At 52.4% G+C, this 18,280-nt stretch carries 24 protein-coding genes; 22 read left to right on the top strand and 2 right to left on the bottom strand.

Annotated elements, in window-relative coordinates:
- The first annotated feature begins 447 nt into the window (after nt 1-447).
- The 5 genes from R3E82_21260 (at nt 448) to R3E82_21240 (ending at nt 3,785) form a co-directional block, all read left to right on the top strand.
- On the top strand, nt 448-750 hold the full coding sequence (locus R3E82_21260) for a type II toxin-antitoxin system RelE/ParE family toxin (protein ID MEZ5553424.1): 303 nt from the start codon (nt 448-450) through the stop codon (nt 748-750).
- A 142-nt stretch (nt 751-892) separates the two neighbouring features.
- On the top strand, nt 893-1,456 hold the full coding sequence (locus R3E82_21255) for a hypothetical protein (GenBank protein ID MEZ5553423.1): 564 nt from the start codon (nt 893-895) through the stop codon (nt 1,454-1,456).
- A gap of 141 nt (nt 1,457-1,597) precedes the next feature.
- Entirely contained in the window at nt 1,598-1,846 is a 249-nt protein-coding gene (locus R3E82_21250) for a DUF4160 domain-containing protein (protein MEZ5553422.1), read from the top strand.
- Between the two features lie 346 nt (nt 1,847-2,192).
- On the top strand, nt 2,193-2,660 hold the full coding sequence (locus R3E82_21245) for a hypothetical protein (protein MEZ5553421.1): 468 nt from the start codon (nt 2,193-2,195) through the stop codon (nt 2,658-2,660).
- 684 nt (nt 2,661-3,344) lie between these two features.
- Nucleotides 3,345-3,785, top strand: a complete 441-nt coding sequence (locus R3E82_21240; GenBank protein ID MEZ5553420.1) for an ester cyclase — start codon at nt 3,345-3,347, stop codon at nt 3,783-3,785.
- A 28-nt stretch (nt 3,786-3,813) separates the two neighbouring features.
- Here R3E82_21240 and R3E82_21235 read toward each other — a convergent pair whose 3' ends face one another.
- The gene (locus R3E82_21235; protein ID MEZ5553419.1) at nt 3,814-4,761 is read right to left on the bottom strand and encodes an IS30 family transposase; all 948 of its coding nucleotides are present in this window, start codon (nt 4,759-4,761) and stop codon (nt 3,814-3,816) included.
- Nucleotides 4,762-4,969: 208 nt separating this feature from the next.
- On the opposite strand from R3E82_21235, the gene R3E82_21230 reads away from it, so the two are divergent.
- The 5 genes from R3E82_21230 (at nt 4,970) to R3E82_21210 (ending at nt 8,404) form a co-directional block, all read left to right on the top strand.
- Nucleotides 4,970-5,410: a DUF3592 domain-containing protein gene (locus R3E82_21230; GenBank protein MEZ5553418.1), complete on the top strand. Its 441-nt coding sequence runs from the start codon at nt 4,970-4,972 to the stop codon at nt 5,408-5,410.
- A gap of 768 nt (nt 5,411-6,178) precedes the next feature.
- A complete protein-coding gene (locus tag R3E82_21225) occupies nt 6,179-6,679 on the top strand; it encodes a hypothetical protein (GenBank protein ID MEZ5553417.1) in 501 nt (166 codons plus the stop codon).
- A gap of 124 nt (nt 6,680-6,803) precedes the next feature.
- Nucleotides 6,804-7,349, top strand: coding sequence for a hypothetical protein (locus R3E82_21220; protein MEZ5553416.1), 546 nt, complete (start codon nt 6,804-6,806; stop codon nt 7,347-7,349).
- 147 nt (nt 7,350-7,496) lie between these two features.
- Nucleotides 7,497-7,703, top strand: a complete 207-nt coding sequence (locus R3E82_21215) for an addiction module protein (protein ID MEZ5553415.1) — start codon at nt 7,497-7,499, stop codon at nt 7,701-7,703.
- A 434-nt stretch (nt 7,704-8,137) separates the two neighbouring features.
- Nucleotides 8,138-8,404: a BrnT family toxin gene (locus R3E82_21210; protein MEZ5553414.1), complete on the top strand. Its 267-nt coding sequence runs from the start codon at nt 8,138-8,140 to the stop codon at nt 8,402-8,404.
- A gap of 286 nt (nt 8,405-8,690) precedes the next feature.
- On the opposite strand, the gene R3E82_21205 is transcribed toward R3E82_21210, so the two are convergent.
- On the bottom strand, nt 8,691-9,020 hold the full coding sequence (locus tag R3E82_21205; protein ID MEZ5553413.1) for a helix-turn-helix transcriptional regulator: 330 nt from the start codon (nt 9,018-9,020) through the stop codon (nt 8,691-8,693).
- Nucleotides 9,021-9,842: 822 nt separating this feature from the next.
- Here R3E82_21205 and R3E82_21200 point away from each other — a divergent pair.
- From R3E82_21200 to R3E82_21145, 12 genes are all read left to right on the top strand, one after another.
- A complete protein-coding gene (locus tag R3E82_21200; GenBank protein ID MEZ5553412.1) occupies nt 9,843-10,094 on the top strand; it encodes a BrnA antitoxin family protein in 252 nt (83 codons plus the stop codon).
- A 329-nt stretch (nt 10,095-10,423) separates the two neighbouring features.
- Entirely contained in the window at nt 10,424-10,723 is a 300-nt protein-coding gene (locus R3E82_21195; protein ID MEZ5553411.1) for a DUF2442 domain-containing protein, read from the top strand.
- A 178-nt stretch (nt 10,724-10,901) separates the two neighbouring features.
- Nucleotides 10,902-11,060: a hypothetical protein gene (locus R3E82_21190; GenBank protein MEZ5553410.1), complete on the top strand. Its 159-nt coding sequence runs from the start codon at nt 10,902-10,904 to the stop codon at nt 11,058-11,060.
- Nucleotides 11,057-11,263: a DUF2283 domain-containing protein gene (locus R3E82_21185; protein ID MEZ5553409.1), complete on the top strand. Its 207-nt coding sequence runs from the start codon at nt 11,057-11,059 to the stop codon at nt 11,261-11,263. The genes R3E82_21190 and R3E82_21185 overlap by 4 nt, the downstream gene beginning before the upstream one ends.
- Nucleotides 11,264-11,459: 196 nt before the next feature.
- Entirely contained in the window at nt 11,460-11,855 is a 396-nt protein-coding gene (locus R3E82_21180; protein ID MEZ5553408.1) for a group I intron-associated PD-(D/E)XK endonuclease, read from the top strand.
- 143 nt (nt 11,856-11,998) lie between these two features.
- A complete protein-coding gene (locus tag R3E82_21175) occupies nt 11,999-12,451 on the top strand; it encodes a GNAT family N-acetyltransferase (protein MEZ5553407.1) in 453 nt (150 codons plus the stop codon).
- A 99-nt stretch (nt 12,452-12,550) separates the two neighbouring features.
- Nucleotides 12,551-13,399: an alpha/beta hydrolase gene (locus tag R3E82_21170; GenBank protein MEZ5553406.1), complete on the top strand. Its 849-nt coding sequence runs from the start codon at nt 12,551-12,553 to the stop codon at nt 13,397-13,399.
- Between the two features lie 1,171 nt (nt 13,400-14,570).
- A complete protein-coding gene (locus tag R3E82_21165) occupies nt 14,571-15,068 on the top strand; it encodes a GNAT family N-acetyltransferase (GenBank protein ID MEZ5553405.1) in 498 nt (165 codons plus the stop codon).
- A 305-nt stretch (nt 15,069-15,373) separates the two neighbouring features.
- Nucleotides 15,374-15,955, top strand: coding sequence for a hypothetical protein (locus R3E82_21160; protein ID MEZ5553404.1), 582 nt, complete (start codon nt 15,374-15,376; stop codon nt 15,953-15,955).
- A gap of 144 nt (nt 15,956-16,099) precedes the next feature.
- Nucleotides 16,100-16,483 carry a DUF1428 family protein gene (locus tag R3E82_21155; protein MEZ5553403.1) on the top strand — a complete coding sequence of 128 codons (384 nt, stop codon included), beginning with the start codon at nt 16,100-16,102 and terminating at the stop codon, nt 16,481-16,483.
- A 177-nt stretch (nt 16,484-16,660) separates the two neighbouring features.
- Nucleotides 16,661-17,614, top strand: coding sequence for a cyclase family protein (locus R3E82_21150; GenBank protein MEZ5553402.1), 954 nt, complete (start codon nt 16,661-16,663; stop codon nt 17,612-17,614).
- Nucleotides 17,615-17,622: 8 nt separating this feature from the next.
- Nucleotides 17,623-18,048, top strand: a complete 426-nt coding sequence (locus tag R3E82_21145) for a hypothetical protein (protein MEZ5553401.1) — start codon at nt 17,623-17,625, stop codon at nt 18,046-18,048.
- The last annotated feature ends 232 nt before the right edge of the window (nt 18,049-18,280 follow it).

Here is an 18,280-nt window from a genome sequence, read left to right as displayed (position 1 = left end):
TAAGGCCGTGAATGACGCTCTCAGAGAATTCCTTAAGCAGAAGAAGCAGGCATAGGTTCGGACTGACGTCTAACCAGGAGCTGAAGCGAACGCTTGACTGCAACCTCCTTTCGCTGCCGCTCCAGTCGGCCGCCGTCAAGCGTCGCTTAGCTCGGCGTTAGACGTCATCGGCTGACATCTTCCGTAGTAGATGGATCGATAGAAGGCTACCTCGTGCTGTGATAGGTTGATCCTCATGAAAGTGACAGCAGCAGACGCACTCGAATTGCCTATTTCGGAACGAATTCAACTAGTTACCGAAATTTGGGAAAGCATCGCTGAGTGCCCTGATCAAATTAAGCTCACCGATGCTACTAAGGAGCTTCTGGCTCGCCGGCTGGAAGCATCTCGCCGTAATCCAAAAGCGGGCTCTCCCTGGGAAGAGGTAAGATCTAGAATCCTCAGCGGATGAGCCTCGAACTCACTGTCAGCCCGAGTGCCGAGGCTGACATCTTGGAAGCTTTTTCGTGGTACGAAGAGCGCCAATCCGGGCTGGGGCGCCGATTCATCGGTGAGCTTGATCTAGCCTTTGCGAGAATTCAGTCGGAGCCACTCTCGTATCAGGAGGATCTTCCGATGATCCGCCGTTGCGTACTTCATATATTCCCGTATCTCGTTTTCTATACACTATTGGATGATCGCATTGAGATATTGGCGGTGATCCATGCCTCTCAGGATCCTTCCTACATCACGGAACGACTTGACGCCTAACAAGGTGATGAAGCGGACAGGCTTACCTGTCACTTTTTCTGCTTACGCAGAAAAATCGCCAGGCGGCGACTGCCGCTTATCACGGCGTTAGACGTCAAGGCGATGTAGAAATCAATTAAGCTTGAGATTGAAAGGAAAAAACATGCTGGGTACTAAAGTAGCAATTTTATCGATGGTATCTGTTGTGTTGTGGAGTCCATTTGCTTTTTCGGTTGAAGACCCACAGGCTGTTGCGGAACGTTACTTCAAGGTTATGCAGACCGAGGGATTTACGGCTGTATCCCGGTTTATGCATCCATCCGCTCTGGCTGAGTTCAAAGCGATGTTGTTGCCGGTGTATGAAGCCGAAGCAGAGTCGGGACAGAGCCAGCTCAGAGATCTGACGTTTGGTCCAGACTCTACGTTCGAAACCGTAGTAAAAAGCGAGCCGGCGGTGTTCATGAGTGGCTTCATGAATCTGGTCATCGCACAAACCGGGGAAGCGAAGCTTAGCTTTGACAACCAGGAGATATTGGGCTTCGTGGTTGAGAACGAGCAGCGTCACGTACTCACAAGGATGACGATTACTGCAGGAGATATCAGAGTAACTCAGTTCGAAGTATTAAGCTTCATTCCGTTTGAGGACAGCTGGCTACTCCAACTTAACGGAGAGATGCAAGGATTAGCCGCGGCACTGGCGACCAGCATCAAGTCGCCGCAGCAATGACCAGTAGGTCAGCGATTGAAGTGCAACGGTTGACGCTTAACCATGAGCTGAAGCGAACGCTTGACTGCAACCTCCTTTCGCTGCCGCTCCAGTCGGCTGCCGTCAAGCGTCGCTTAGCCCGGCGTTAGACGTCAGAAGCAGATGAGCCCCACCATATTCAGAGAGCGTGGATACCGGTTCTTCTTCTTTTCACTGGAAGAATCAAGGATGCACGTTCATATTCGATCTCAAGACGGTGAGGCAAAGTATTGGCTTGAACCTCGTATAGAATTGGCAAAGAATTACCGTCTGTCCCAGATACAGCTTCGTCAGATCGAAGCGATAGTCGAGGCGCATAGAGATGAGCTTGTCGAAGCCTGGAAAAAGTACTTCGGAAATCGTAGTCACTGACATTTCTCCAGATGGGTTGTGGGTACTGATCGTCGACGAGGAGCATTTCCTACCCTTCTCTAACTTCCCTTGGTTTAAGAAAGCCACAGTCGAACAAATTCTGAATGTGATCACAGAGGGCCCTGGCGCGTATCACTGGCCCGACCTAGATATTGATCTCGGGCTCGACTCGATTCGGAATCCAGAAAAATATCCCAACGTCGCAAAGACTGACGTCTAACCAGGAGATGAATCGGACGCTTGACCGCGACCTCCTTTCGCTGCCGCTCCAGTCGGCCGCCGTCAAGCGCCGCTTATCTCGGCGTTAGGCGTCGTGGGAGCTAGCCGTGCAGATCTCGAGCAACTAATGGAACCGAGGACGGGCAACATCGCGCAGCTCATGGCTTGGGCGCAGCTGTTTGCTCCCCAAGCAACACGATTCCTGCTTCTTCTCACCGTGCCATGCGCCAGCAACGCGAGCATGTTCATCTGCAACGAAGTTGCTACTCAACATGAAATCGAAATGCCCTCGTCGATGATTGAGTGGACAGTGTCCTTAGCATCATCAAGTGAAGAACCTCCGCTCATTGTGGATGCGATATTCCCCAAAATGATCAATGAGGTCCCGTTTACGCGCGCCTTCGTCGATGAGTCTTCGCTCAACTACAGCTTCGAACTCCAAGTGAGCGAAGTCGATCAGAAGTCCATCGGGTTCAGTTTCGGAGCTACCCGAAGCTCACTCTTGCCGATGCGCTTCAAACTGGTGTACTCAGAGCATGGGAGTTGCCCGAGTGACATGTTCATCTACACAGCAATCGTGCCGTCCGACGCTTAGGTTCACATTTGAAGTGCAACGACTGACGCCTAACAAGGGGCTGAATCGAACGCTTGACTGCAGCCTCCTTTCGCTGTCGCTCCAGTCGGCTGCCGTCAAGCGTCGCTTAGCCCGGCGTTAGGCGTCATTGGATGCGCATCCGACGGATTAGGGAATTCGACACTCCACAGGTTGAGTGCGATGGTCGAAGGTTTACCGGCATGGGCAGAACATGCACACCTTTTGGCTAGCAGCCGCGATCATGATCATTGGTGTTGGTATAGAGAGCTGGTATTCGTGGCGGTTCCTAAGTGCATTGAGATCGCGACATCCAAGCCTTTGGGAACACAGCGGGTGCCGCAACTGGAGAACCGACTCAGGTCTGTTGAGTGCATGGCCAACAATTCAATATCTCTTGAGGCGCGAATATGCTGAAAGGGGACGGGATGATGAAATCGCTTTTTGCGAAGCACACCGTATGAAGGTCGTCGTTTCGTGGCTAATCGGCTTAGTGGGAGTTGTCGCGTTTTTCTCGACTTGGTTTCTCGTTGGTACTCCGGAGTGAGTACCCTAGAATTCACATTTGAAGTGCAACAGCTGACGCCTAACCAGGAGATGAATCGGACGCTTGACCGCGACCTCCTTTCGCTACCGCTCCAGTCGGCCGCCCTCAAGCGCCGCTTATCTCGGCGTTAGGCGTCAGACATGCATCAATCGACTAAGAACAAAGAACTTGGATTGGCGATCAACCGAGACATTTGGAATGCGAAGCGATTCGATCTCATTCCTGACTATTTCACAGAGGACTTCATCGCAGACTACTCTCCCAGGGTAGTAAGATCAGGCCGGGATGCGGTCCGAGCCATGGTTGAATCCTCCCATTCTACATTTGAGGATTTCAAGGAAACCGTTCATCTTGCTATCGCTGATGAAGAATATATTGTCCTGCACTTCACGATCAGCGGGCGTCAGGTGGGTGATTGGGGGCCAATCAAAGCAACTGGTAGATTCGTGAGCTATGACGAAATTGTCATCATGCAAGTGAGAGATGAAAAAGTATGTCACCAGAGAGGTGTTTCAGATGTTCTTTTGGCTCTACAGCAACTCAAGGCAATTCCTGATCCTGCCGGATTCACTGACGCTTAGATTCACATTTGAAGTGCAACCGAAGTAGTTAGCATTCATCCATCATCTCCTTCGGCGTTTTGAAGCCGTGTCGCTTCCTTGGTCGATTGTTCAGTTTGGTAGAGATCACCTCACAGCGAGCCTGGTTCACGAACATCATGCTCTTCCTCTTTGGAAGATACTGCCTGATCAAGCCGTTGGTGTTCTCGTTGGTCCCTCGCTCCCAAGCATGATGCGGATTGGCGAAGTAATACTTCACTCCGGTTGCTTCTTCTACCTTCTGGTAGGAGTGGAACTCGGTCCCATTGTCCGAGGTGATGGACTTGAACGGTAACCCGCTGTCCCTGATCAGTTGGATGGTTCTCGCAGCCGCAGCTTCCTGAGTCCGACCGTTTAGCTTGCCGATGAGCGTATACCCTGTTTTGCGCTCGACCAGGGTCAGGACGCAGTGAAGATCATTCGATCCCATCACCGTATCGATCTCCCAGTGACCTACCTGCTGGCGGGGCTCGATCACCTTCGGTCGTTCTGAGATGTGCCTTTTCCCTGCTAAACGACCTCTCGAATCGTATCGTCCATAGCGCTTTCGCTTTTTCTTGGTTGCGCATCGAAGGTGCTGGTAGAGCTTTCCTCCAGACTCCTTGTCGGCCCAGATGTATCGATAGATGGTCTCATGGCTGATTGAGCGTCCATCAACCATACGTCCGGATATCTGCTCCGGGCTCCATTGCTGACTGAGCAGGGCCTTGATCGGCTCGAAGTCTGCCTGGCTGAAGTGCCGGTTCCTGCGGCATCGGGAACGCCTGCCACTTGTGCGTTCCACCGCCTTGCTGGGGCGGTAAAAGCCATCATAGCTGGCGCTGTTGCGTCGGATCTCACGCCAGATGGTGGAGCGGTGTCTCCCTAGGTTTTTCGCTATCTCGGGAGTGGAGTGACCTTGCTTTCTCAAAGCCGAAATCATATACCTCTCATTGGAGGTGAGCTGGGTATACCTCATGTGTAATTCCCTTTTCTGCCAGGATTAAGGAACCACTGAGTATCCCAGTTCGCCTCTCTACAGAGGAGGGGATTGGTTGCACTTACTAATTGAATCCACGGCGTCTAACACGTCGCTGCAGCGGACCGGCGAAAGCGTCACGCCTTTTGCTTTCGCAAAAGCCGCGCCTCTTTCGCCGGCCGCTGAGCTCGAGCGTTAGGCGTCAACGTTGGCCGCTTTCGGATATCTTCTGTTTTTCGCCGCTATAGTGTTTCTGTCGCTAGAGGTGTTTCGTGCAGGAAAGAGCATTGCATCGGCCTCCTGGCCAGTTACCTCAGCGACTCTTGATCATTGGGATATGGAGTACCTCGATGGCGGAGACGCTGTGAACTTCTCGATGCGAGAAATTAAGTACTCCTATGTAGTTGACGGAAGGAACTACGTATCGAACGTGCTTGGCTATGGATTTCCGAGTTGGATCGGCGCTGAGATGGTAGATGGCGCACTCGGGAAGGTGTTCCGAAACGCGCCGAACCTCACCGTCCACTATAAACAAAGCCATCCTGCACACGCTGTACTGATAACGGGATTCAGGCGTTATCATGCTTTCAAGATTGTGATTTGGGCAATGCTGTCCCTCTTGGGAACTGCCGTTGCGACCGGAGGCTAGTGATGGGATTGACGCTTAGATTCACATTTGAAGTGCTACAGCTGACGCCTAACCAGGAGCTGAAGCGAACGCTTGACTGCAACCTCCTTTCGCTGCCGCTCCAGTCGGCTGCCGTCAAGCGTCGCTTAGCTCGGCGTTAGACGTCATGGGAAGGGGTGCAGAACATTTGCCACTATCTGATTTACCCAGTTTGGGCGTTACATCTGCCAAACTATTAGCCGAAGTCGGAATAGAAGACGTTCTATCTTTGCGAGAACACGGGGCCGTGGGAAGCTTTACGGCATTGCGGATGCAGTTCGGTAAGCGAATAACTATCAACTGGATCTATGCTTTGGAATGCGCGTTGTTGGGTATTGACTGGCGTCTACTGAGTGACGAGCGAAAGGCCGAGCTCCGCTCATCAGCGCGTCAAGTTATCGAAGAGCTAGATCGGTTTGTGTAATACCAACAGAAACGGACTGGGGGCGGGATTATTCGGTGTCTGACTAGTTTCATTTTTGAACTCCAACAGCGTAAATAGTGTAGTAGATCGGGGAAGCATCAGTCGACGCAAAGGCTCACATTTGAAGTGCAATCGGCGGGAGTATCCAGATGACGTCTAACCAGGAGCTGAAGCGAACGCTTGACTGCAACCTCCTTTCGCTGCCGCTCCAGTCGGCTGCCGTCAAGCGTCGCTTAGCTCGGCGTTAGACGTCAGCATCATACCGCGAGGATAATTTCTAAATCGTAGAAAGTAGAGCGAACGAAGTACTACGTAAGATTGGGCGCGTGGTGGTGAACTTCCAGAAGCTTGAGGGAATGCTGAAAAGCCTTGCGTCAGCGCCGAATTATTCTGGTTCCCTCGAACAGATCCAGCTGCAGCGCGTCAAGCATATTGAAGCGTTGAGGAAAAAATCGCTTGGAATGGTAGTCGCCGAATTCTTTGAGAAAGTATATGTAGGTGATGGATCAGAGCGTGCTGTAACTGATCCACTTGATTACGAACTGACATTCACTATCAACATGGAGGGGCGCGAAGAGTTGAAGTCTCTCCTTGAGTCGATTGTTTTGGAGCGCAACGACCTAGTTCATACGAGATTATTAAGTTTCGATCAAAACTCGACCGAAAGTTGCGCGGATTTGGAACGGTTCCTCGATGAGCAGTACGAGCGAGTTTTACCGGTATTTGAAAGAACGAAGTTTCTATTCGAGGTTATGAAAGAAGCGAGAGTGGCGCTCGCGGAAACACTCTCTGCGGAGATTATAGAAAATGGAAGGACTGACGTCTAACCAGGCGATTAATCGAACGGCTTGGACTTTCACTTTTCTTGCTTGCGCAAGAAAAGCGCCAGCCCGGCGCCGTCGCTTATCGCGGCGTTAGGCGTCGTGGGCCGATGTAATCAATGCCGTCATTTTGTGGGTTCTCCTGGTCGGGGCGTGTGCGAACGCGACCGATCAACCACTGGACCAAAACTATAGCGATGGCGCGTGCGCCGCTCCCGAGTCAGCATCGGACGCTCGTCGCAGGTACGGCATCACAATCTTTTTCGGCCGACCTCGCCCAGGGAATCCGAACCCGTACGAAAAGCTGCTGGGCATTGATGGCGATGCACCCATTTTGCAGATTTCTATTGACGACTACGCGGCCAGCGATAGTGTGGTAATGGACGTCTTTATGAACGTAGATGGAAACACCATTACCATGGTCGCCGCTCCAGACATTGAGTCAACGATTCCTCACTATCTTATGGGCGGAAAAGCAGCCGAAGAAGCTTGGAAAGCCTTTGAAGATAGTACGCCGACGATCAACTTCACCATCCACGGCCAGGAGAGTGTAGAGATACCACTACCCACGAGGGGACATAACGTCGTGGATGCGATGATCAACGGATGCCTCACGGTTGCTACATCGCAACTGAACCAGCCGACGCCTAACAACTCGCTGCAGCGGACCCACTAAAGTGTCCTCCTTTTTGCATTCGCAAAAAGGCCGCCACTCAGCGGGCCGCTGAGCTCTGGACGTTAGGCGCACGTGAGACTTCCTCCATTGACCGGCCGAAGCGGCCAGCGTAGATCGGCGCTTACCGCGCACTTTTGCACTCGACATATGCCTGAAATTCAACAGCTTAGTATTGACGAGCGACTTCAGCTGGTCGAGGCGATCTGGGACAGCATTGCGGTGGATACAAGTGCTTTACCTGTCGATCCAGCGCATCTCGAAGAGATTCGTGAACGCTTAGCCGCCTACCGCTCTGACAATGATCGGGGTGAGAACGCCTACGATGTCGCAGAGAGCATTCGTCGGAACCTGTGAAACTCGAGGTGTTCCTCCGCCGTCTCGCGCGGGAAGATCTTCAATCTGCAGCAGCCTGGTACCAGGAAAGACGCGACGGCCTGGGAGGCGAATTCCTCGATGAATTCTTGTCGTGCATTGAACGAATCGAGAACAATCCCGAACTCTATCCGGCCATTGACGATGATGTTCGGCGTGCGTTGCTCCGACGGTTTCCTTATGCAATCTACTATGTTGTCGAGTCTACGCACATTCAAGTCCTGGGGGTCTATCACTGTGGACAACACCCTGACACCTGGCGTACGCGTGTCTAGGTTCACATTTGAAGTTCAGCCGCTGACGCCTAACCAGGAGATGAATCGGACGCTTGACCGCGACCTCCTTTCGCTGCCGCTCCAGTCGGCCGCCGTCAAGCGCCGCTTATCTCGGCGTTAGACGTCAGAGAATCACTTCCAATGGAATTTGAATGGGACATAACCAAGGCTAATCAGAATATTGAAAAACACGGGGTAACCTTTGAAGAAGGAGCCAGTGTGTTCGATGATGACTTCTCCTTGACGGTATCTGATCCAGATCATTCTGCAGAGGAGAACCGTTTCTTGATTTTCGGACTTAGCAAGCAGCAAAATCACCTGGTCGTATCATTCACCGATCGGGGTGATAGAATTCGAATCATCTCCGCACGGCGGATGTCCCGCCGAGAGATACAAGCTTATGAGTAATGACAAAGACACTTTGAGACCCGAATACGATTCAGATCTCATAAGAACTGGTGTTCGCGGCAAGTATGTATCGAAATATCGAGAGGGAACAAACGTTGTTCTCATCGATCCGGATCTTCACAAGCTGTTCCCCGATTCAGAGGCGGTCAATCGTGCTCTTCGCGAGTACGCGAATCAGAAAGCGCGTGCTGCTGACGTCTAACCAGGAGCTGAAGCGAACGCTTGACCGCGACCTCCTTTCGCTACCGCTCCAGTCGGCCGCCCTCAAGCGCCGCTTATCTCGGCGTTAGGCGACATTTCTCACCGTTGAGCCAAGGGTTTTGGCGATCTGGGTCCTGGTCGCTCCTAGCGCTAATATGGCCTTCAGAATCAAGTCTGTGCTCACCGACATGTCACCGGCTTCAATCTTGGCGATACGAGACTGGCTAGAGCCGATCATTTTTGCGAGTTCGACTTGGCTGATCTTTTTCCGTTCCCTGAGAGATCGGAGTTTGTGGACGAGGAGCAGTCGCATCTCAAGATAGGCTGCTTCTTCATCGGAGAGTTCCAGAAACTCACCGACACTACCTATTTTCCAACCAGCTTTCTCAAGTGCCTTCTTTTTAACATGCTTCATCGTATCTCCTTATCCTTGCTCTGCAGATCTCGATTACAGACTTTGGCGTCTGGGCGGTCTTTTTCGAGAAAATCTCAAGAATCACGACCGCATCGCTATCTAGCCGATAGATGATTCTCCAGGTGACATTTTCATCTACTATCCGTAACTCGTGACATCGGCTACCGATGCTAGGCATTGGCCTAGAATGCGGCATGGTCAGGAGCTGTCCTTGTTGCAGCATCCTCAACAGATAGCCTGTTTCCAGCCTCGCTGCTGATGAGAATGGAGGTGATTTAACCTCTCCATGCAGCCAAACTATGGGTTTGTCTCGCTGACTCATGGGGTGCACTATATGTCAGATATGACATGTTTGCAAAGCTCGTTCAGGCTCACATTTGAAGTGCAACGACTGACGCCTAACCAGGAGATGAATCGGACGCTTGACCGCGACCTCCTTTCGCTGCCGCTCCAGTCGGGCGCCGTCAAGCGCCGCTTATCTCGGCGTTAGACGTCACGGAAGAACTTCCTACCACTTTACGCGTACACCGTATGTGCATACAATCGCTGCATGCAAGTTGTCTGGGATTCTCGAAAGGCCGCATCCAATTTCCGTAAACACGGTGTGGACTTCGCGGACGCGGCGATTGCACTCGAAGATGAGAGAGCTTTGACCATCCTGGACAGCGATCGCAGTGAAGTCAGATTCAAAACTTTGGCGTTAGATCCTACGGGCCGAGTACTAATGGTTATCCACGCTGAACAGTCTGAGGACACAATCCGAATTATCAGTGCAAGAAAGGCGTTGAAGCGCGAACAGGAAGAATACTTCCAGGGTGAAAAATGACGGCAAGTGAATTCTCTAAAGGTAAACGTGGAACTGTACTAAAGGCTGATCCGGGTAAAGTGCGAATAACCATCCGCCTTGATGCCGATATCATTGAGCACTTTAAGGGGAAAGTGCTGGATGCAGGCGGTGGAAACTATCAATCGCTAATCAACAATGCTCTACGACAACACATTGATGCGGGAGCTAAGGATCTGGAAAAGCGATTACGAAAGATCATTCGCGAAGAACTGAGAAAGGCCGGTTAGGGTGACGTCTAACCAGGAGCTGAAGCGAACGCTTGACTGCAACCTCCTTTCGCTGCCGCTCCAGTCGGGCGCCGTCAAGCGCCGCTTATCTCGGCGTTAGGCGTCACTAGATAGTGCCCACAGTACTTCGAATAGGCCCTCCAGATTCTTCTGCTATTCAAGTGATGGGGAAGAGCCGATTCACGTGCATGTCCAAAGGGACAGGTCGATTGCCAAATTGTGGGTTGATCCACTTCGACTGGACTACGGGGATTGTTTCAGGGCCTCGGAACTGCGGCAGATTGAGCGTATTATCGACGAGCATCGGAGCACCATCATAGAGGCGTGGAATGAGTACTTCGGCAGATGAACTTTTTCGGCCTATCGCCGAATCGGTCTCTTTCAAGGACGATTCTCTGATCGTCGAGTTGCGAGATGGCCGAACCATATCTGTACCAGTGTCCTGGTATCCACGATTAGAACGATCTTCCGTGAAGGAGCGTGCGAACTGGGAAATCCTAGGGTCAGGGACAGGTATCCATTGGCCAGAGATTGACGAGGACATTAGCGTTGAAGCTTTGCTCTCTGGGAAACGATCCAACGAATCTCTATCGTCGCTCAAAAAGTGGCTGGCCTCACGCGACGCCTAACCAGGAGATGAATCGGACGCTTGACCGCGACCTCCTTTCGCTGCCGCTCCAGTCGGCCGCCGTCAAGCGCCGCTTATCTCGGCGGTAGGCGACACATCCAAGAGTGAAGACAACAGAATACTTTCGCCACACGAGACTCCGAAAGGATCGGCAGGAGATCCAAGATGCTTGGGTTTAAATGGCGCTGAATCAGCCGATTCGGGAGCGTGTGCAGTCGGATGGTCGATTCCAGCGCTGGGTGTACATCGAATCCGAACGGAAGTACCTTAGGGTGATCGTGCTGGAAGATGGCGAAACCGTGCACAATGCCTTCTTCGACAGGAGTTTCCGCAAGTGAAAGTGAAATACTTCCAAGACACAGACACGGCTATTCTAGAGTTTTCCGATAAAGATGTGTCAGAAACCCGCGAGATCAACGAGAACATATTTGTTGATCTCGATAGGGATGGGAACCTAGTAAGCATGACCATTGAGCATGCCAAACAGCGCGCATCTCTGCCCGACGTAGTGGTCGAGCAATTCGGCCGTGGTGTCGCCTAACAAGGAGATGAAACTGACGCTTGACCGCGACCTCCTTTCGCTGCCGGTGCAGTCGGCCGTCGTCAAGCGCCGCTTATCTCGGCGTTAGGCGACAACAAGCACTTGGACCACATTTTCGTTCTGAGAGTTAGTTAACTTCGCAGTGTTATTGCCTTTCATATACTGAAGCCAAATCCCAAGTGCCAGAACCCTTCGAATGCCCAGACGTCTCACTAAGACAGAAGCTGGTACTCACCAAGCTCTAAAAAATACATCCTATGAAAGCACTGTTGTCAGCTGGCTGATGCAAGACGGCTGGCAGGTGTTTCTTCCAATACTCGACCATGGTCATCAAACTGATCTGCTGATATCGGATGGCCCGCACTTCTATCGAATTCAAGTGAAGACCATAGAGGCCAAGGGCAAAGATCAGGTCGTCCATAATTGCTGGCAGGGTAGTCACGTTGATTATGTGGTCTATTTCGTGCGAAATGGGGCATGGGGGATGATTGCTCCCGCGTTTTCTGAAAAGAAGCGAGAGCTGAGGCATGAAGAGCACCGTAGATTTGAGCGAAATAGGAAAAGTTTTCTTCGAGAATTTCACCTCATTTAGCATCGAGCAACCTATTGATGGTTCGTTGTCGCCTAACCAGGAGATGAATCGAACGCTTGACCGCGACCTCCTTTCGCTGCCGGTCCGGTCGGCCGCCCTCAAGCGCCGCTTATCTCGGCGTTAGGCGGACTGGAGAGGCCCGCGTGAACTTCACGATCTCTGAGGCTTCCGCGAAGCTCCCGAATGAGCCCTACCTCACATTGCTCCTTCTCTCTGCATTTCCCAGACCTCGCGACGAGCAAATTCGTATCGGCCAAGAATTCCACGACTCACCCAGTCACCTGTTCTGGGTTGCCTCGGTAGAGCAACACCCCATTGGCGGATGTGCCGTCATCGAATCGGGACCTGATCTGGCCATCGTTAGGTACATGGGCGTCGAAGATCGGCTACGAAATCAGGGCGTAGGACGTCAATTGCTCGAAGTTGCGATCCGGAGTACATCGAAGCATACAATCCAAGCCGAGACTGGTGACGATGCAAAAGACTTCTACGGCAAGTGCGGGTTCTCGGTTTTGAGCCTCGGCGAAAAGTACCCAGGGGTCATTCGCTATGTCTGCACCTATTCAAAATCAAGGGCCGCTAAACCACGACGTTAGGCGTTATGAGAGTAGCGCCATTCAATGTCTGCTTTGTGCCCTGAGCAGTCACTGCTCAATTTGGTTAGGATTGCAATCCCGGCTTTGTTGTGACCGAACATGAGAAAGTCTGCTCAGACCGCTATCAAGCTGATTGAGTGGGGTGCCGGTCACCCCGTGGTTCTTATCCATGGTTCCGCAAGTGATCACCGAACCTGGGAACACCAAATCGAGGCGTTTGGTGCCTGTTTTCACGTTGTAACCTACAGTCGCCGTTACCATTGGCCCAACCAGAAAATCTCCGATGGCGCAGAATACTCAATGGCCGAGCAGGTCGATGATTTACTGGAGTTGCTTCTTTCACAGGACACGGCTAACGCGCACTTGGTTGGGCACTCGTACGGTGCGTACCTCGCGTTGATGGCCACCATACGAGAGCCAGGTTTGGTGGAGAAGCTCGTGCTTGCAGAACCCCCTGTGATACCGCTTTTCACCAGCTTTCCGCCAGAACCGCAAGAAATCCTGGGGTTGCTTGTAACCCGGCCCAGAACAGCGGTGCCAATCATCAGATTTGCAGCAACTGGATTAGGACCGGCAACTTCCGCCGCAAGAAAGGACGATATGGATGAAGCTATGTCGTACTTTGGGAATGCAGTATTGGGTAGCAAGGCATTTGCCGCCCTGTCGCCGACCCGTTTGGAACAAGTTCGAGTTAATTTCAGCAAAGCAGAACTGCTGAGTGACACGTTTATGTTGCCGCTGAATCAACGCGATGTGGCCAACATTGAGGCGCAAACTCTGTTGGTGACTGGCGAAAAAAGCCCCACATTTCTGCATCGCTTGACCGATCGGTTGGAGGAGCTAATGCCGAATACGGAACGCATGAAGATCCCGGAAGCGTCGCACATCATGCACGAAGATAGTCCCGAAGCCTATAATCAAGCCGTATTGTCGTTCCTTCAAAAGTGAAAACTGGCGGTTTTTGTCCGATAACGGACGAAAGGAGATCAAGAATGACGTCTAACCAGGAGATGAATCGGACGCCTGACCGCGACCTCCTTTCGCTACCGCTCCAGTCGGTCGCCCTCAAGCGCCGCTTATCTCAGCGTTAGACGTCATGGATATTCCTCCAGCCACTCGACCTTCGCTTTCTGGTTACATTGAATCAGAGAAGTTGCTTCCGTGGAGATGGGTAGACTCGCGAATGGCCGTGGCACGAAACTATTGGATTTCTACTGCCTCGCGAGGCTTCCCTAGTTCACGTCCGGTCTGGGGCGTATGGCGTGATTGTCATCTCTACTTCAGTACTGGGTCAGCGATAGCGAAGAACATTTCACGTGACAACAGGATTCAGGTGAATCTCGAAAGTGGGGACGAGCTTGTAATACTCGAAGGGCATGCGTCTGCGATGCCCGGGCAAGATGTAGATTTCTGGGTCAGTGCATACCGAGAGAAGTACAACTGGGAGATGCCCCGCACAGTAGAAGGGGTTTATAGAGTAGTACCTGCAAGAGTGCTCGCATGGTTCTGTGACTCTTCAGGCTTGGATGGGGGCATGCTCTTTTCGAATACGGCAACTGAGTGGCGTTTTACTGGTGGCGTCTAACATGAAGTTAAAGCTGACGAAGGAACCTGTCACGTCAACTGCTTGCACGATTGTTGCGACAGAACCGCTTCGCAGCTTAACCTGGTGTTAGACGGCGCAGGGAGGAGTCAGTGCGCATCGGCTGCAGGAGAGAACCACATGTGAGTTGAGTCATTCGCGCGTGTGAACGCTGAATACCCGACGCAAGGGCGGTGGTCGTTCAGGGTGAATCGCCTGGTGTCTGATAACAAGGAGGTGGTTACACAAGTGAGCGTCACGGACGGCGAGCGGAGCGCGGAGCCCATCTCGTTCTTCACAGTGGTCAACGGCTAGATCACCCAACTTGTCGAATTCCGGCCAGAGCCGTTTGCACCGGCAGCAAACCGGCGGCACCTGGTAGAGGTCATGTCGTGAGCTGTAAAGCGCCTTCTAACCCCTCGCCCAAGCGGAACGCCAACGGCATGGCGCCTGGTCCGCGATGAGCTGAAGGTATTCCTGGTCCTCGCGGTCCGCCGCCACGCTGCCACCCGCTCAGCTCGAACGTTAGGCGACGGGTTGCGCGCCGAAACCGAGGGGCTCATCATCCGATCGTTTTCGGAAACGGCTATCCCAGCATACGCGGCCATCGTTGCCGACCCACGCGTGACCAAATACCTTGCAGACGGTTCACCCAATAGTCCAACAGAAGCCGAAGCCTACGTTCTCGACTGTATCGATGGAGATCACGCCACAGGTATCTCGCGCTATGCGGTGCTTCTCCAATGCGATGAATCGCTCACAGGCTTCTTTGGCTTCAAGGAGCTGCCGGCCTGCATTGATTTTGGGTGGCGGTTCGTTCAACACGTGTGGGACCAAGGCTATGCCACGGAAGCTGCCCTTAGAATTCTCGCGTACGGGCTCGAGGACCTCAATCTAACCAACCTGGCGGCGGGCTCTTTTACTGAAAACGTCGCGTCGATCAAGATCATCCGGAAGCTGGGTTTCAGGCACGTACAAGGTGATCAGTTCCATGGCAAAGCAACTGTCCGCTACTACCAGCAAACCATCATCTAACAAGCGGTTACCGCGGATCTAATAGGGCGTAATCTAACCTGCGTGCGCAAGTTTGCCACCGCCCTGCCGGGCCGCTGAACCACGGCATTCGACGTCATCGGAAGAGTCGTCCAAAAATGTCCGCCTTCGACCCAATCCAGACGGGGTTGGAGACAGGCGATACCGTTTCATGTTTAATCAAGAGCATGTGCCGATGATATTGGCCAAGTTGTCGCGGGGCTTGCTGTCGTCATCGGGCTTGTACTGGTAATACTTCAGCTTCAACAGACGAATGGAATCGCCAGAACCCTGTTGCAGGTAATGACATGAACAAGAGGTTTTCCAAGGCCCCGTTGTTGCTGCTGTTTTGTGCCACAACGGTACTCGCACTCGACCCGCCCCGGCTCGACGGGTTTCCCAAACTCGACCGGATTATCGCCGACAACAATTCCGGCGATCGCTTCGACGATTTTGCGCGGCAAGCCGGTGTCGTCCGGCAACTTCGCGAAGCCGTGAACATCCTTGCGGGCAACCGGCGCCGGAACAACCAGCTGACGCCCGACGAGGATCTGCGTGCGGCAACCATCAGTACGTATTTCCCGGCAGTAACACTGCGCAAGCTGGGCTACGCCGATGGCGAGCACGCGGCACTGGCGGCGCGCGGGCGTGCACTCACGAGCGAAGGCTTCGGCATGAAGCCGAAGTCCCGGTGGGACAAGCAGACCGACGAGGAGATGGCCGAATCGATAATGTTCATTGCGGGCATGGTGGTGTTCATGCTGCCGTTCCTGTATCGCGAAACGCGTCGCTTCGGTATCAGGCAGAAAGACCCGAAGCAACTGCTGGCCGGGTTTCACCGCTACACGCCGCACTGGCTCATCAGTCAATATTCGAAGTGCGAAAACTGACGCCTGAGCGGAAGATGAATCGGACGCTTAGCCGCGACCTCCTTTCGCTACCGCTCCAGTCGATGGCCCTTAAACTGTCGCTTATCTCGCCGTTAAGCGTCATCAAGACGTCACGCTGAACAATTTGCCAGTAACGGAGCACATATGGCGCACTTCATAGACGGATTCGTTCTACCGATTCCTCGCCGTAATCTCGACGAATACAGACGCCTTGTTGAAGCGACTGCGGGTATCTGGAAGGAACACGGCGCACTTGATTACAGGGAATATGTTGGCGTTGACTCAGTGCTTGAGGGGACGCGGTCATTTTGTGAATTTTCAGGCGCAACGAAGGATGAGGTCGTTGTGTTTGGGTGGGTGGTGTTTGAGTCTCGTGAAGTGCGTGATCGAGTAAATGCAAAGGTTGCGGCTGACCCTAGAATGACGGAGCTAATCAACTCATTTGGTTCGGGTTTCGATGCCAAACGGATGGTATACGGCGGTTTCCAGGAGTTCGTATTGTTATCTGGCACCGATAACGAAAATTGAATTACTGCACACTTCCTTCGCTACCGCTCCAGCCGGCCGTACTCAGGCGTCGGATATCTCGGCGTCAGATGTCATGAGAACAGCTCCATTCAATGTCCGATTTGCCGACAAGAGACATTGAACCCCCTCTCGCAATAAGAAACACTACAAAACGTCCCAATATACTGAGCAAAACCTATGCCTCGCCTCATAGACTTGACAGCCACGCTGGACCCAAAGAAACGCGAACAACTACCTGAAGCAATGAAGATGGCAGGCGTTGTGCTATCTCCAAATATTGAATATTTACATCCAGCGGAGGCAGGGGGTAAAGACCAATTTTGCATGTCGTTGGGATGTTCGCATGACGAGCTGCCAGACGGTGAAGGCTGGGGTGCGGAGAATCTCTCAGGGTTCAACTCTCACTGCGGGACTCATGTAGATGCGCCATTGCACAGTGGTTCTCAGTGCGAGGGTCGAAAATCCCGGACGATTACCGACATTGATCTAGAAGAGCTTTATAGACCAGGTATCGTTCTGGATGTTCAAGACTGGGTTAAGCCTGGTGAAGAAATAACGATTGAAATGCTGGATAAAGCACTGGAGAAGACGGAAACAAAAATCAGCCAAGGCGACGCTGTACTTATCCGCACAGGCCAGGAACGCTTCGACATAGGCGACCCAAGGTATTTCAATTATCCAGGAATGAGTCGAGCCAGTACGCTACATCTGACTCGGCAGGGGGCTACGATCTTAGGAACAGACGCGCTCGGCTGGGATCGACCATTCGGCAAGATGACGGAGCAGTTCCGAGCAACTGGAGACAAGAGCTTGTTGTGGGATGGCCACAAAGCCATTGTCCAAAAAGAAGCGTTCATCGTGCAACAGATGGCCAATCTGGGAGCTTTGCCCCTTAGCGGCTTTATGGTGGGATTTTTCCCAATCAAACTCGCTGAATGCAGCGCTGCTCCTGCCCGCGTCGTAGCTTTTTTGGATCAGCAGTATGTCCGTTCCTGGCCGGAAAATGATGAAAAGAGATCAAGAGTGAAGCCTGACCAGGAGACGAATCGGACGCTTGACCGTGGCTGCCATCCGCTGCCGCTCAACTCCGCTGCCCTCAAGCGCCGCTTATCGCGGCGTCAGGCGTCATGAGAACATTCATGAAACGTCTACTGCCTGGCGTATTGCTAGCCTGCACCAGCCTGGTCGCATTTGTCTTTCTTCATCATGTGTATGGACTGGTTCCCATACGCTGCAACGAGAGTCTGACCAGCTATTCCGGGCTTCGGACCGAATCAAACGTGCTGTGCTGGATAACGGGCTGGACTGACTATTCTGCGTATTTCAGATTTCATGAATCTGACGAATGGGCGCAGAATTCCGCGAAAAAAAAAGATATGAAATATCTCGGGGTGATGTCGCAGGAACGCTGTATTGGTGCTTCTGCAGAGATGAATCCTTGGTGGTTTAATATTGGTGAAAATTCGCGCGGTGACTGTTGGCAGTTAACTATGTCCAGCTTCCGGCATATCCTGTTTTATGATTCTGCAAGTCAAGTATCACTATTGCGCTCCTTCAGTTGGTAAGAAACATAACGGTCAGGGAAGCAGAAACGATGACGCCCGATCAATCGTTGCAGAGAATCATTGACCCGCCGCCCATTCTCGATTTCGCAGCAAATTACCGTCGCCTCAACTGACTATTGAAGCTGGTGTATCCCGTTTCCGCCAGCGATAACAAATCAGCGCGCTGCAGGTTTCCGTCAAATGGTTCCCTATTCGATATTTCATTCAACATCCTCCTCTCCTGATCCGGAGA

Source organism: Pseudomonadales bacterium (genome assembly GCA_041395945.1).
Lineage (GTDB): Bacteria > Pseudomonadota > Gammaproteobacteria > Pseudomonadales > Azotimanducaceae > SZUA-309.
Note: the sequence above shows the minus strand (reverse complement) of the source record. Positions and strands in the feature narration are given on the sequence as shown.